Source organism: Parafrankia soli, from assembly GCF_001854695.1.
GTDB classification, from domain to species: Bacteria; Actinomycetota; Actinomycetes; order Frankiales; family Frankiaceae; genus Parafrankia; species Parafrankia soli.
This window is the reverse complement of record NZ_MAXA01000247.1, coordinates 1-14337: the sequence shown is the minus strand read 5'-3', so window position 1 is coordinate 14337 and position 14337 is coordinate 1. Positions and strand designations below refer to the sequence as shown.

General features: G+C 73.3%; 9 protein-coding genes and 1 tRNA gene. 8 read left to right on the top strand and 2 right to left on the bottom strand.

Annotated elements, in window-relative coordinates:
* Positions 1-461 precede the first annotated feature (461 nt).
* From topA to BBK14_RS27860, 6 genes are all read left to right on the top strand, one after another.
* Positions 462-3536, top strand: a complete 3075-nt coding sequence (gene topA, locus BBK14_RS27885; RefSeq protein ID WP_071066186.1) for a type I DNA topoisomerase — start codon at positions 462-464, stop codon at positions 3534-3536.
* On the top strand, positions 3536-5974 hold the full coding sequence (tmk, locus tag BBK14_RS27880; RefSeq protein ID WP_071066185.1) for a dTMP kinase: 2439 nt from the start codon (positions 3536-3538) through the stop codon (positions 5972-5974). The genes topA and tmk overlap by 1 nt, the downstream gene beginning before the upstream one ends.
* 16 nt (positions 5975-5990) lie before the next feature.
* On the top strand, positions 5991-7247 hold the full coding sequence (locus tag BBK14_RS27875; protein ID WP_071066211.1) for a DNA polymerase III subunit delta': 1257 nt from the start codon (positions 5991-5993) through the stop codon (positions 7245-7247).
* 42 nt (positions 7248-7289) lie between these two features.
* Complete coding sequence (locus tag BBK14_RS27870) at positions 7290-8240, top strand: metallophosphoesterase family protein (protein WP_071066184.1); 951 nt, start codon at positions 7290-7292, stop codon at positions 8238-8240.
* Positions 8241-8402: 162 nt separating this feature from the next.
* Complete coding sequence (locus BBK14_RS27865) at positions 8403-9440, top strand: PSP1 domain-containing protein (protein WP_071066183.1); 1038 nt, start codon at positions 8403-8405, stop codon at positions 9438-9440.
* Positions 9441-9552: 112 nt separating this feature from the next.
* Entirely contained in the window at positions 9553-10221 is a 669-nt protein-coding gene (locus BBK14_RS27860) for a histidine phosphatase family protein (RefSeq protein WP_071066210.1), read from the top strand.
* On the opposite strand, the gene BBK14_RS27855 is transcribed toward BBK14_RS27860, so the two are convergent.
* Positions 10181-10912, bottom strand: a complete 732-nt coding sequence (locus BBK14_RS27855) for a response regulator transcription factor (RefSeq protein WP_012157746.1) — start codon at positions 10910-10912, stop codon at positions 10181-10183. The genes BBK14_RS27860 and BBK14_RS27855 overlap by 41 nt on opposite strands.
* A 459-nt stretch (positions 10913-11371) precedes the next feature.
* On the opposite strand from BBK14_RS27855, the gene BBK14_RS27850 reads away from it, so the two are divergent.
* A tRNA-Thr gene (locus BBK14_RS27850) sits at positions 11372-11443 on the top strand.
* Positions 11444-11602: 159 nt separating this feature from the next.
* On the opposite strand, the gene BBK14_RS27845 is transcribed toward BBK14_RS27850, so the two are convergent.
* Positions 11603-12145 carry an inorganic diphosphatase gene (locus BBK14_RS27845; RefSeq protein WP_071066209.1) on the bottom strand — a complete coding sequence of 181 codons (543 nt, stop codon included), beginning with the start codon at positions 12143-12145 and terminating at the stop codon, positions 11603-11605.
* Between the two features lie 616 nt (positions 12146-12761).
* On the opposite strand from BBK14_RS27845, the gene dacB reads away from it, so the two are divergent.
* Positions 12762-14249, top strand: a complete 1488-nt coding sequence (gene dacB / locus BBK14_RS27840) for a D-alanyl-D-alanine carboxypeptidase/D-alanyl-D-alanine endopeptidase (protein WP_071066182.1) — start codon at positions 12762-12764, stop codon at positions 14247-14249.
* Positions 14250-14337: the final 88 nt, after the last annotated feature.

Below are 14337 nucleotides of genomic sequence, written 5' to 3'. Positions count from 1 at the left end.
GGGGCCGCATCCCGCCTGGTAGGCGGGATGCGGCCCCGTTCGTGGTCGCCGGGTCCGGCAGTCCGGCGAGCGTCTCCGGGGCAAAGTGGTGATCGGGCGGGGTCATCCGGCACGCGATCGTCTGCCGCTGGACCGCCCGGTGTGGACGACGGCACGATGGTGCGGATGCCTGCCGGCGCAACCGCCGAGGGAGTGCCCGCGCGGCCCCCGACGGCGGACGGGGGGAGCCCTCCAGCCACACACCGGCGTACGGTGCTCCCTGCGGCCGATTCCGGCAGCGGGAGATGTCCGGTCGCGCCGGGCCCGTGTCCACGCCCATGGAGCGGGGATCGCCGGCGCGCCGACAACAGCCCCGGGCGGGCATTGGAGCAACTGACAGAGGTAGATCACACGAGGATCACCCGGGCGGCACTGACGTCCCGAGCGGTCCACCGGAGCAGCACGCCGTAACGAGGAGAGAAGTGCCACCGCGCACGAATTCGACGAGCCGGACGACCGCGGGGTCGCCCACGCCGGTCGCCGAGCCCGCCAAGCCCGCCAAGCCCGCGGCAGCGAGCGCCACGGCGGCCGAGGCCGAAGCGGCCGAGACGGCCGAGACGGCCGAGGCCGGCGCCACCGCAGGGCGCGCTTCGGGCGCCCGCGCCACGGGCGGGCGCCGCCCGGCGCGGGCCACCACGAACGGGAACGGGACCCGTCTGGTGATCGTGGAGTCGCCGGCCAAGGCGAAGACGATCGCGGGCTACCTGGGCCCGGGGTGGCAGGTGGAGTCGAGCATCGGCCACATCCGCGACCTGCCGCGCAGCGCCGCCGACGTGCCGACCGCGCACAAGGGCAAGCCGTGGGCCCGGCTCGGGGTCGACGTCGACAACGGCTTCGAGCCCCTCTACGTCGTCAGCCCGGATAAGAAGGTCCAGGTCAGCAAGCTCAAGTCGCTCGTCAAGGACGCCAGCGAGCTCTACCTGGCGACAGACGAGGACCGCGAGGGCGAGGCGATCGCCTGGCACCTCCTGCAGACCCTGAAGCCGACCGTCCCGGTCAAGCGGATGGTCTTCCACGAGATCACCCCGCAGGCGATCCAGCGTGCGGTCGACAGCCCGCGGGAGATCAACGAGAACCTGGTCAACGCGCAGGAGACCCGGCGGATCCTGGACCGGCTCTACGGCTACGAGGTCTCCCCCGTGCTGTGGAAGAAGGTCATGCCCAAGCTCTCGGCGGGGCGGGTCCAGAGCGTGGCGACCCGCGTCCTCGTCGAGCGGGAGCGGGCGCGGATGCGGTTCCGCACCGCGGAGTACTGGAACATCGAGGGTGTCTTCCAGCAGACCGTCGCGCACGACGGCGCCGCCCTCGACACGACCCCGCTCCCGGCGACCCTCGTCGCGCTGGACGGGCGGCGCCTGGCCAGCGGCCGCGACTTCGCCCCGACCGGCGAGCTGACGTCCGACGGGGTCGCGCTGCTCGACGAGGCCGGCGCCCGCGCGCTGGCCGGCCGGCTCACCGGCGCCGCGTTCGCGGTGCGGTCGGTCGAGACCAAGCCGTACCGGCGCTCGCCCTACCCGCCGTTCATGACCTCCACGCTCCAGCAGGAGGCCGGCCGCAAACTGCGGTTCTCCAGCCAGCGCACGATGCAGGTCGCGCAGCGCCTCTACGAGAACGGCTACATCACCTACATGCGGACGGACTCGACGAACCTGTCCGAGACCGCCCTGGTCGCCGCCCGGGACCAGGCCCGCACCCTCTACGGCGCCGAGTACGTCCCAGACCGGCCCCGCACCTACGCCAAGAAGGTCAAGAACGCCCAGGAGGCCCACGAGGCGATCCGGCCCGCCGGGGATCACTTCCGGACCCCGGGTGAGGTGCGCTCGGAGCTCGACGGTGACTCGTTCCGCCTGTACGAGCTGATCTGGCAGCGCACGGTGGCCAGCCAGATGGCCGACGCGCGCGGCACCAGCGCCACCATCCGCCTGGGCGCGACCTCCAGCTCCGGGGAGGACGCGGAGTTCTCCGCCTCCGGCAAGGTGATCACCTTCCCCGGGTTCCTGCGCGCGTACGTCGAGGGCGCCGACGACCCGGACGCCGAGCTCGAGGACCGCGAGCGGCGGCTGCCCGACGTCCGGCGGGGGGACCCGCTGGCCACCCGCACGCTCACCCCGCGTGGCCACACGACCAGCCCGCCGCCGCGGTTCACCGAGGCCAGCCTGGTCAAGACGCTGGAGGAGCTGGGGATCGGCCGGCCGTCCACCTACGCGTCGATCATCGGCACGATCCAGGACCGCGGCTACGTGTGGAAGAAGGGGTCCGCGCTGGTCCCGAGCTTCGTCGCGTTCGCGGTGGTCGGGCTGTTGGAGGACCACTTCACCCGGCTCGTGGACTACCAGTTCACGGCCTCGATGGAGGACGACCTCGACGCGATCGCCGCTGGTACGGCCGCGTCCACGGACTGGCTCACCGGGTTCTACTTCGGTCTGCCCGACACGACCGACACCGGCGGTTCCGGCGCGGTCGAGGGCCTCAAGCACCTGGTCGGCGAGCGGCTCGGGGAGATCGACGCCCGCGAGGTCAACTCCATCCCGCTGGGCAAGGCGGACGACGGCGAGCCTGTCGTCGTGCGGGTCGGTCGTTACGGGCCCTATGTCCAGCACGCTGACGGGCGTGCCAGCGTCCCGGACGAGGTCGCTCCCGACGAGCTGACCGTGGAGCGCGCGCTCGAGCTGCTGGCCGCGCCCAGCGGCGACCGTCTGCTCGGCACGGACCCGAAGACGGGTGCGTCGATCACCGCGAAGGCCGGCCGCTACGGCCCGTACGTGACGACGGACAGCGAGCCGCCGCAGACCGCGAGCCTGCTGCGCACCATGTCGTTGGAGACCGTGACCCTCGAGGACGCGCTGCGGCTGCTGACGCTCCCCCGCGTCCTCGGCATCGACGCGGAAGGCGCGGAGGTCACCGCCCAGAACGGGCGGTACGGCCCCTATGTGAAGAGGGGCGCCGACAGCCGTTCGCTGGAGTCCGAGGACCAGTTGTTCACGGTGACGCTGGACGAGGCGCTCGCGCTGCTCGCGCAGCCGAAGGCCCGCGGTCGGCGCCAGGCTGCGCAGACGCCGCCGCTGCGTGAGCTCGGGCCCGACCCCGCCACCGAGCGCCCGATGGTCCTGCGCGAGGGCCGGTTCGGCCCGTACGTGACCGACGGCGAGACCAACGCCAGCCTGCGCAAGGGCGACGCGGTCGAGACCATCACGGTCGAGCGTGCCGCCGAGCTCCTCGCGGACCGCCGAGCCCGCGGCACGACCACGCCGCGCCGGACCACGAAGACCACGGCCAAGGCGCCCGCGAAGGCCACAGCCAAGCCCCGGACGGCCGCGAAGACCACCACGAAGGCCAAGACCGCGGGCAAGACGTCGGGCGGCACGGCGAAGTCCGGCTCCCGCGCGTCGAAGTCCGCCGCCAGCGGCGCCGGGGAGACCGGCACCGCCGCGGGCGACGCGTCCGGCACCGACAGCGCCACCGGAGCAACGTCCGGTGGCTCTCAGCGGTCGAGCTGATGGATCTGCCCGTCGGCGAGAGCCACGGCAAGCTGGACCAGACACCGCTGCGGGCCGCGCGGGCGGCTCCGCGGGAGCCCGCGGCGACTCCCGTGGTCAACACCGACCCGCCGAGCGCCAACTCGACGAGCACCGATTCGCCGACCGCTGACCCGCCAGGCACTCACCTGCCAAACACCGAGCCGCCAAACACCGAGCCGCCAGGCACTGGGCCGCCGGCTGGTCGGCGGGCCCCGCGTCCGCCACGGATGCGGGTCCGGCGGCCACTGAGCCGTCATCCGGTCACGACGGTGCCCTCGCCACCGCGTGCGCGCACCACCAGCGGCTCGGACGGCGACCTGCGGGCGGTTCTGCGAATTCCCGAGTTCCGCCGGATGTGGATCCAGCTCAGCCTTTCCAGCCTGGGCGACTGGATGGGCCTGCTGGCGACCACCGCCCTGGTCACCCAGCTGACCGAGAGCTTCTCCGGACAGGCGTTCGCGATCAGCTCCCTGCTGATCGTCCGTCTGCTGCCCGCGCTCGTGCTGGGCCCGCTCGCCGGAGCGATCGCCGACCGCCTCGACCGCCGGATGACCATGGTCATCACCGACGTGATGCGGTTCGGGCTGTTCCTGTCCATCCCGATCGTGGGAACCCTCGGATGGCTACTGATCGCGTCCTTTCTCGTCGAGTGCGTGAGCCTGGTGTGGGCACCGGCCAAGGAGGCCTCGATCCCGCATCTGGTCCCGCGTAACCGGCTCGCGGCGGCCAACACCCTCAGCCTGATAACGACCTACGGCACGGCGCCGCTGGCCGCGGCGATCTTCACGCTGCTCGCCACCGTGTCCCGGGCCCTGGGCCCGTCCATTCACTTCTTCCGCGACTCCTCCCTGGACATCGCGCTGTACTTCAACGCGGCCACGTTCCTCGGGTCGGCGATCGTCATCTGGGGCCTGCGGTCGATCGGCCGCGCGGAACGGCCCGAGCACAGCACGGAGCCGGGCTTCTTCGCCTCGATCACCGAGGGCTGGAAGTTCGTCGGCCAGGACCGCCTCGTCCGCGGGCTGGTCGTCGGAATCCTCGGCGGCTTCGCCGGCGCCGGCTGTGTGGTGGCGCTCGGCAAGCTCTACGTCGAGATCCTCGGCGGTGGCGACTCGGCCTACGGCGTGCTGTTCGGCGCGGTGTTCATCGGCCTCGCCGCCGGAATGGGCGCCGGCCCGAAGCTGCTCGGGGATTACAGCCGTACCCGCCTTTTCGGCGTCTGCGTCACCGCCGCGGGAATCACGCTGGTGATCGTCGCGATCATCCCGAACCTGGTGATCGCCTGCATTCTGGTCGTGTTCGTCGGCGCCCTCGCCGGCGTCGCCTGGGTGACCGGGTACACCCTGCTGCAGGCCGAGGTCGCCGATGAGCTGCGCGGGCGCACCTTCGCGCTGGTCCAGTCGCTGGTACGGGTCGACCTGCTGGTCGTACTCGCGGCCGCGCCGGCCCTCGTCGGTCTGATCGGTTCGCACCAGGTCCACCTCTGGGGTGACATCAACGTCCGGGCCGACGGTGTCACCGTCGTCCTGCTCGCCGGCGGGCTGCTCGCCGTCGCGGTCGGCCTGTTCTCCTACCGCCAGATGGACGACCACACCGGGGAAGCCGTCCTGCCCGAGCTGTGGAACGCGCTGCGCGGGCGGCGGCCGGGCGCTGCCCGCCGCCGTCATGGCGGGTTGTTCATCACCGTCGAGGGTGCCGCGGGCGCCGGCAAGACGACCCAGCTGGAGCTGTTGCGAAGCTGGCTGTCCTCGAGCGGGCGCGAGGTCGTTCCGGCGTACGAGACCGACGGGACGTCCCTCGGCGCGGGCCTGCGGGACCTGCTGGACGACCCCGCGAACCGGCTGCACGCCCGGACCGAGCTGCTGCTGGACGCGGCCGACCGCGCCGAGCACGTGGCCCGGGTCATCGAACCGGCGCTGGCACGGGGCGCGATCGTGCTCACCGACCGTTACGTGGACTCCGCGATCGCGTGCCAGGCGCTCGGCCAGCGGATCGACAGCGACGAGCTGACGGTGCTGACCCAGTGGGCCAGCCACTCGTTGCTGCCCGACGTGACGATCCTGCTGGACCTGCCTGCGGAGCAGGCGCTGGCCCGAGGCGGGAGTGATCCTCACCTCGGGCGGGAGAGCGAGGACGACGGCGGCGGACACGATGGCGGTACCGGACACGATGGCGGTACCGGGCGCGGCGGCGGTGCCGGGCACGGCGCAGGGCCGGATCGCTCCGGCACCGACCCGGTCGCGGCCGTGGCCTACCACCGACGGGTTCGCGAGCACTTCCGCAGGCTCGCGGACGAGGATCCGGACCGGCACGTCATCCTGGACGCGACGCTCTCCCCGCAGGAGCTGCACCGGCAGATCCGTGCGGTGATCGCCGGACGCCTGCGCCCGGCGATCACCGGTGACGACCCGCGATGACGATCAGCTCGCGGTGATGCACGACAATGACGGTGTGACGGTCTGGGACACCCTGGTCGGACAGGACGCGGTCGTCGCCACCCTGACCGCCGCGGCCACGGCGGCGGCGCTGGTCACCGAAGGTGGGTCGCTGGTCGCCGCCCGGGCGGGCATGACCCACTCCTGGCTGTTCACCGGCCCGGCCGGCTCGGGCCTCGCCGACGCGGCCCGGGCCTTCGCCGCCGGCCTGCTCTGCGAGAACATCCCGCCAGGCTGCGGGCAGTGCCCTGGCTGCCACACCGTCCTCTCCAACACCGCGGCCGACCTTCGCACGGTCCGCCCGGAGGGTCTCTCGATCGGAGTGCGGGACGTCCGTGCCCTGATCAGGGACGCCGCCAGCGCCCCCAGCGCGGGCCGATGGCGCATCCTGCTGATTGAGGACGCGGACCGCTTCACCGACTCGGCGGCGAACGCGCTACTCAAGGCGCTGGAGGAGCCGGCCGAGCGAGCCGTGTTCCTGCTGTGCGCCCCGTCCGTCGACGACGTGCTGCCCACCATCCGCTCCCGGTGCCGGTCGGTCGCCCTGCGGCTGCCGAACCCGAAGAACGTGGCCGACGTCCTCATCCGGGAGGGCACAGCCGAGGATCTCGCCGCCGTGCTGGCGCAGGCGTCCCAGGGGCATGTCGGGCAGGCTCGCAGGCTGGCCACCGACCCGCAGGCCCGCGCACGGCGGGAGTCGGTGCTGCGCCTGCCCTCCCGGCTGCGGCGGGTCGGCGACTGCCTGGCCGCGGCCGCCGACCTGGTGGACGCCGCGAACGCCGACGCGCAGGCCGCGAACGCCGAGCGCGACGAGGTCGAGACCGAGGCGCTGAAGACGGCGCTGGGCGTCGGCGCGACGTCCTCCGGTACCAGGTCGACGTCCGCGCGGGGTGCCAAGGCGGGGGCCAAGCCGAGGTCTCTCCAGGTCCGCGGCGCTGCCGGGGCACTCAAGGAGCTGGAGCGGACCCAGAAGAGCCGCGGGCGGCGCACTGTTCTCGACTCCCTCGACCGGGCCCTGGTGGATCTTGCCGGGCTGTACCGGGACGTACTGGTCCAGCAGCTGCGGGGGCAGGTCACCCCGGTGCACCCCGACCAGGCCGACACCGTCGCCCAGCTGGCCGCCGCGGCCACCCCGGAGCAGACGTTGCGCCGGTGGGAGGCCGTCCTGGCGACACGGCAGGCGCTGGCGGACAACCCGGGTCTTGTGCCGCAGCTGGCTGCCGAGTCTCTTGCCCTCACGCTGCGCGACGCATAAGAACCTGTTCGGCGGCAGGCGCCACCGGAGGAGAGGACGGGCATGCGGGTTGCGGCGGTCGGCGACCTCCATGTCGTTCCCGGATCCGCGTTCCGGCTCCGGCCGCTCTACCAGCGGGCGGCGATCGTCGCCGACGTCCTGCTGCTGGCCGGTGATCTGACCAACGACGGCGAGCTGGACTCCGCGGCGGAGCTGTGCATGGTTGTCCGCGGGCTCGACCTGCCGGTCGTGGCGGTGCTGGGAAACCACGACCACGACGCCGGCGAGGGCCCGCGGGTCGCCGCGATGCTCGGTGACGCCGGCGCGATCGTGCTCGACGGCACCGCGGCGACGATCGGGACGGCGGCCGGCCCGGTCGGGGTCGCGGGCGTGACGGGGTTCGCCGACAACCACCTGGCCGACGGCGGGCCCGGCGGCCGGACACCCGAGGACGCCGCGGCCGACGCCTTTCACCTGCGCGACGCGCTCGCCTCGCTCGACACCGACGTCCGCATCGCCCTCACCCACTACGCGCCCGTGCGGGAGACGCTGACGGGCGAGGCGCCGGGGCTGCACCGGTTCCTCGGCAGCTCCCTGCTCGGCGCCGCCATCGACGGTTCACGCGCGGCGGGAGCCGGGCGCGGCACCGGTCCCGGGCGCGGGGCGACCGCAGCGCGCAGGTCGGGCATGGCGGGCACGCTCGACCCGCCGGGGCCGGCGTCGGTCCTTCCCTCGGACGGCCCCGCTCCGGCGCCAGCCGACGGCTCCTGGCATGGCAGCGTGATCCCGGGCTCCGTGGCCCCGGGCTCCGTGGCCCCGGGCTCCGTGGCCCCGGGCTCCGGCGCGGGCGCCGCCGACGCGCCCGCCACCGCGCTCGCCGTCCACGGCCACGCCCACCACGGCCAGGAGACGGGACGCACCCCGGGCGGTACGCCGGTGCGCAACGTCGCCCGCCCGGTCATCGTGGCCCCGTTCGCCGTCTACCAGGTCCCGGGCGGCGCCCGCATCGGATGACACCGGCCGGCCCCGGGGCGCGCCGACCGACCCGTCTCCATCCGGAATGGAGCCGTCGCACCCCGCATCGGGCGAGATGGGCGAACCGGGAGCCTCGCCGCCGCTCCCGTCGTAGTCTTCCGTGGACCGGGCATCCGAGGGCGGAAGGTGGCGGGACGTCGCATGCCGATGATGTGCGCGGTGTCCTTCTCCCGCCGGGGTCGGCTCTACTACGCCGATCCGGGCCCGTACAGCCCGCGGGTCGGTGACCGGGTCCTGGTGCCCACCGACGAGGGGCCCGAGGTCGCTACCTGCGTGTGGGCGCCGCAGTGGGTCAGCGAGGATGTCGGCGGCCTGCCGGTGCTGGCCGGCCTCGCGGACGAGGACGACCTGCGCCGTGACGACGCCGCCCGACGGCGCCGCGCCCAGGCGAGGGTCGCCGCCCGCCGGCTCGTCYGGGAGCACGGCCTGCCGATGAAGGTGGTCGGAGTGGATGTGGTCCCCGACAGCAACGCCTTCACCGTCTACTTCACCGCCGAGAACCGTGTCGACTTCCGTGCCCTCGTGCGTGATCTCAACCGGACGCTTTCCGCCCGCGTACAGCTGCGGCAGCTCTCGGCCCGCGACAGCGCGAAACTCCAGGGCGGGATCGGCTCCTGCGGGCGGGACCTCTGCTGCTCCACCTTCCTCACCGACTTCGAGCCGGTGAGCGTGCGGATGGCCAAGGACCAGAACCTCTCACTGAACCCGATGCGCATCAGTGGGGCGTGCGGCCGGCTGATGTGCTGCCTGCGCTACGAGCATCCCCTCTACGAGGAGTTCACCGCCGCCGTCCCCGCGGTGGGCGCCCGTGCGTCCACACCGGACGGGGACGGCCGGGTCGTCGCGCACGACGTGCCGCGCCAGCAGGTGACGGTCGCCCTCGACGGCGGGGGCCGGCACGCCTGCTCCCGCGCGGACGTCTGCGGCTCACGCAAGGCCTACGAGGCCACCCATGCCGCCGGACCGGCACGCCCGGCCAGCACCGCGGACCCGACCGACACGGCAGGGCCAGCCGCCACGGCAGGGCCAGCCGCCACGGCGGAACCAACTGGGACCGCGGAACCAGCCGGGCCAGCGGGGACGGCGGGCCCGGCGCCGGACGGCGGCGAGGACAGCTCCCCCGACACGGCCGGCGGGCGGTCCCACCGCCGCCGTTCCCGGCGGCGCACGGAGCACTGAGGGCGTACGCGGCACAGACCGCCCGAACTTCGGGACGGCAGCTCGCGGCAAAACAGACAGCGCGACATGACCGCGCGCCGGCGCGGCCGGCGGCATCCACATGGGGGGAACCATGCAACGGCGGGTGTGGCTGGTACGCCACGGCGAGAGCACGGCGAACGCGGGGCAGCCGTCGGCCGATCCGCACGGGATCGGGCTCACCGACCTCGGAGTGCGCCAGGCTGACGCGGTCGCCGGGATGATTCCCCACGACCCGTCCCTGATCGTGGTCTCCTGGTACCTACGCGCCCGGCTGACCGCGGAACCGACCGCGCGCAGGTTCCCGGCCACCCCGCTGGAGGTCTGGGACGTCCAGGAGTTCACCTACCTGGGCAGTCTCCACGGTCAGAAACTGACCGACCTCGAACGGGCGCCGTTCGCGCGGCAGTACTGGCACCAGGCGAACCCGTACTCGGTGGACCGGCCCGAGCTGGGCTGTGAGTCGTTCGCCGGGCTGATGGACCGGGCCGACCGGCTCCTCGCCCGGCTGCACCAGGCGCCCCCGGGACTTGTCGTGGTCTTCACCCACGGCATGTTCATCCGCGCAGTGGACTGGTGCCTACGGGCACGCGCCGGCACGGCCGAACGGCTCGACATGGGCGGCTACCGGGAACACCACCGGCGCCGACCCGTGCCGAACGGATCGATCATCGAGCTCCAGGAGGGTGACCGGGAGCTACGCGAGGCGACGGAGCCGGATCTCAGGGATCGAACCGGTAGCCCATCCCCCGGAGCGTGGTGACCAGGCGGCGCTGCGGCGGTCTTCCCTCGACCTTGGTGCGCACCCGCCGGACGTGCTCGGTCACGGTCGCCGGGTCCTGGAAGCGGGTGCCCCAGACCTGTTCAAGCAGTTCCTCGCGGCTGAACACCCGGCGTGGATGTCGGGCGAGGAAGGCCAGCAGCTCGTACTCACGGGCGGTGAGATCCACCCGCTCACCCGCGACGGCCACCTCCCGCGCGCGCAGGTCGATCGAGACGTCGCCGTAGATGAGGGGCTCGTTGCCGTCCCCCGTTCGCTGCGGCGGCGCCTCGACGGGCCGGCGGCGCAGCCGCGCACGCACCCGGGCGACCAGCTCGCGCAACGAGTACGGCTTGACCACGTAGTCGTCGGCGCCGAGCTCCAGGCCGACGACCCGGTCGACCTCCTCGGCACGTCCGGTCAACATGATCACCGGCACTTCGCTTGTCTGGCGCAGCCGGCTGAGGACGGCGAAACCGTCCATCCGCGGCATGGCCACGTCCAGCACAACGAGATCTATCTCGGTGGTCTGGAACAGTCGCAGCGCTGCCTCGCCGTCCGCGGCCTCGAGCACCCGGTACCCAAATCGCTCAAGGCTGCGTGCCAGCGCGATTCGCGATGCCTCGTCGTCTTCGGCGACAAGCAGCGACGCTCCGCGCGTCGTGCCTGGCGCACCTTCCCCGGCCCCGGTCATGGTGCGAAACCCTACGCAACCTCTCCGGAGCCACTGCGACCGGGGGTGCCCTTTCGACACCTTCGGCCGACGCGCGGGGGTTCGAGCATTCAAATCCGTAACAGAAAGCCTTGCAAGACATGCGATCAGTGCGCGTCCCGATCATTCCGTATCCCGCGGACAACCGAACGTCGACAGGATGTGGCGGGGTGCGCAGACAGGCAGAGCGGTGACTTCCCGCCGACGGACGCCCCAGCACACACCGAGCCACCGAACTGGACCGCATCCGGATCCGGGACGCACCGGATCGAGCCCGTCACCCGCCGGCAGCCCGGCCACCCCGACCCAGGGTGGCGTGCGCGCGAGCCACGTCAGGGCCCGGACCACGGACGGGCGCCGATCGCCACATCGTCTTCGTCTGGCATACTCGTCCGGGCAGGACGGCGCCGGAGCCCACCGGCTCGCAGCCGCCTGGCCGATGCCGGAGTAGCTCAGTGGCAGAGCAATCGCCTCGTAAGCGATAGGTCGCGGGTTCAATCCCCGCCTCCGGCTCAGACTCTCTTCCCAGCCAGCGCCGTTCACCGTCAGTGGCGGCCTGGCCAACCCCCTCGCACCTGCCTCAGGGCATGCCACAGCGGCCGGTGGGGGCAATCCCACCGGCCGCCCGGGACGGCCGTGCTCGATGCCGGAGCGTGGCCGTCGCCGTGGTTGTCAGGCCGTGTGTGCGTGCGCGGCGCCGTCCTCGTCCGCGCCGTGCTCGACGCCCTCGGAGTCCTTGAGCCGGGCGATCGAGGCGAGGATCTCCTTCTCGGCGGCCCCCCGGTCCACCCAGGAGGCGCCCTCGACGGACTTCCCGGGCTCGAGGTCCTTGTAGACCTCGAAGAAGTGCTGGATCTCCAGCCGGTCGAACTCCGGCAGGTGACGGATGTCACGCAGGTGCTCCTGCCGGACGTCCGCCACCGGGACGCAGAGGACCTTGTCGTCCGGGCCCTTCTCGTCCGTCATCCGGAACATGCCGATCGTGCGGCACCGCACGAGGCAGCCCGGGAAAGTCGGCTCCTCCAGCAGAACCAGCGCGTCGAGCGGATCGCCGTCCCGACCGAGCGTGCCCTCGATGAATCCGTAGTCGGACGGATAGTGGGTGGACGTGAACAGCATCCGGTCCAGCCGGATGCGCCCGGTGTGGTGATCCATCTCGTACTTGTTGCGCTGCCCCTTGGGGATCTCGATGGTCACGTCGAACTCGAGGTCCACGCCGTTCCCTGTCTCCTTCGGTCCGTCCGGCACCGAAGGCCGGCTCTGTGTCTGAAGGACGCCGTGTCCGGCGTCCATGGGTCGTCCGTCTCGCGATGCGCCGCTACCCGCGTGGCGCGTCACTCGGTCGCGGTAGTCAAGCCGAGACCCGGACCCGCGGTTCGTGCGGGTCCACTGTGCCCTGTGCGCGGTGACGCGCTGTGGCGGGGTGCGGCCACCGGGCCGCGGTGCCACCGCACGGCGCCGCCACTCGCACGATCGCACGGCCACGCCCCGCGAGGCGCGCCGCGCAGTCGGCTCCGAGCGCCCCCGGGCGACATCCATCGTGCCTGTCACACCCCGCGGCGCACACCATGGTGTGGCCTTCTTCGTACCCGATCCACATGATTGCCGAAGCGGTTCCACCCCGGCCTGAGACCGAGCCACCCCCGCGTGGGGTGTTCCCGCTCGCCGGAAACCCACGCGGCCAGCACGGTCGCGGGCTCCGGACGGCCGGGAGGCACACCGCGTTCTCCCGTCGCCGGGGCGAGGCCGTCCACCTTACGAAAGCCGGGACGTGACCGGCAGGGCGCCACCCGCGCGACACCGACCTGCGTAACCTTCCCGGGTGACCACAGTGCCGCTGGGCGCGCGGGCCGGTGGCCTCACGGCACTCGCCGGAGCGCTGCTCGCCGGATCGCTCTCGCCCGGTCCGGCGGCGCCTCCGGGCGGCGCGTCACCGGCCCCGCCGGGTGTACGCGCCGAGGCGTCCGCGCTGCCGGGGCTGGACCCGGACGCACCGAAGGCCGACCCTGCCGCGGTGGCCGCGCGGCTGCTCGGGCCGCTCTCCGACCCCGTGCTGGGCGGCCCGGCCACACTGGTGGTCGACGCGCTGACCGGGCAGGTGCTCCTCGCGAACCGCCCCACCGAGCCGACCGCTCCCGCGTCCACGGTCAAGATCGCCACAGCGACCGCGGCGCTCACCACGCTCGATCCGGACGCCCGCCTGCGCACCCGCGCGGTCTACCTCCCGCCGGCCAGCGCGCCACCCGCGGCGACCGCGGGGTCACCTGCGGCAACCACCGGGTCGGCGGCTGTGCCCGGCCGGGCGCCCCTGGCCCCAGGCGGCACGCTCTGGCTGGTCGGCGCGGGCGATCCGACCCTGACCGCGGCGACCGGGGCGGCCGGGTACCCGCCGGCGGCCCGGTTGAGCGACCTCGCCGAGCAGGTCCGCAAGGCCGGCATCACCGCTGTCGGCGCGGTGGTCGGCGACGGGACGGCCTACGAGGGCCCGGGGATGGCACCCGGCTGGCGCGACGGCTACGTGACCGACGGGAACGTGACCCCGGTGTCCGCGCTGTCGGTCGACGCGGGGCGTGCCACACCCGGCGCCGCCGGGCCGCGCAGCCTGACCCCGGACGCCGCCGCGGCGGCCGCGTTCCGCACGGCCCTCACCGCGGCCGGCGTGTCCGTCGGCTCGGTCTCGACGGGCCGGGCGGACGCGGCGGCCCGCGAGGTCGGGTCCGTGCAGAGCCCGCCGATCCCGGTCCTGGTCGAGCGGATGCTCACCGACTCCGACAACGACCTGGCGGAAAGCCTGGGACGTCAGGTCGCGATCGCCCGGGGGCTTCCGGCGAGCTTCGACGGGGCCACCCGGGGCGTGCTCGGCGCCCTTCGCGACGCGGGCATCCCGACCGACGGCGCCTCGCTGCGCGACACCAGCGGACTTTCGATCGACAACCGGATCGCCCCGGTGACGCTCGTCGCGGCGCTGCGGACGGCCGCCCTGCCGGGTCATCCGGCCCTGCGGACGGTCCTGTCCGGGCTGCCGGTCGCGGGCTTCACCGGCACGCTCGGCGACCGGTACGGCCCCGGTGACACCTCGCCGGGGGCCGGCGTCGTCCGGGCGAAGACCGGCAGCCTGCGCATCGTGACCAGCCTCGCCGGCATGGTGACCGACAGCGACGGACGGCTGTTGCTGTTCGGGCTGTTCGCCCCGGTCGAGGAGCAGGGCCTGACCAAGATGGCGCTGGACCGGGTCGCGGCGGCCCTCGCCTCCTGCGGATGTCCGCCGGCCGGCGCCGGGCTGCCATCAGCCGGGCCACCGGCGCCGCCGGGCGGCTAGTGTCCCGGTCCGGAGATCTGCGATCTCATGGGACCTGCGGTGTCATGGAGGTATGGCAGGTAAGCCGAGTCTGCCGCTCGTGCTCACC

Bases quoted from the DNA above. Each gene is read 5' to 3' on its own strand.
- tmk (WP_071066185.1), top strand. From the start codon at position 3,536: ATGGATCTGCCCGTCGGCGAGAGCCACGGCAAGCTGGACCAGACACCG.
- BBK14_RS27875 (WP_071066211.1), top strand. From the start codon at position 5,991: ATGCACGACAATGACGGTGTGACGGTCTGGGACACCCTGGTCGGACAG.
- BBK14_RS27870 (WP_071066184.1), top strand. From the start codon at position 7,290: ATGCGGGTTGCGGCGGTCGGCGACCTCCATGTCGTTCCCGGATCCGCG.
- BBK14_RS27860 (WP_071066210.1), top strand. From the start codon at position 9,553: ATGCAACGGCGGGTGTGGCTGGTACGCCACGGCGAGAGCACGGCGAAC.
- BBK14_RS27855 (WP_012157746.1), bottom strand. From the start codon at position 10,912: ATGACCGGGGCCGGGGAAGGTGCGCCAGGCACGACGCGCGGAGCGTCG.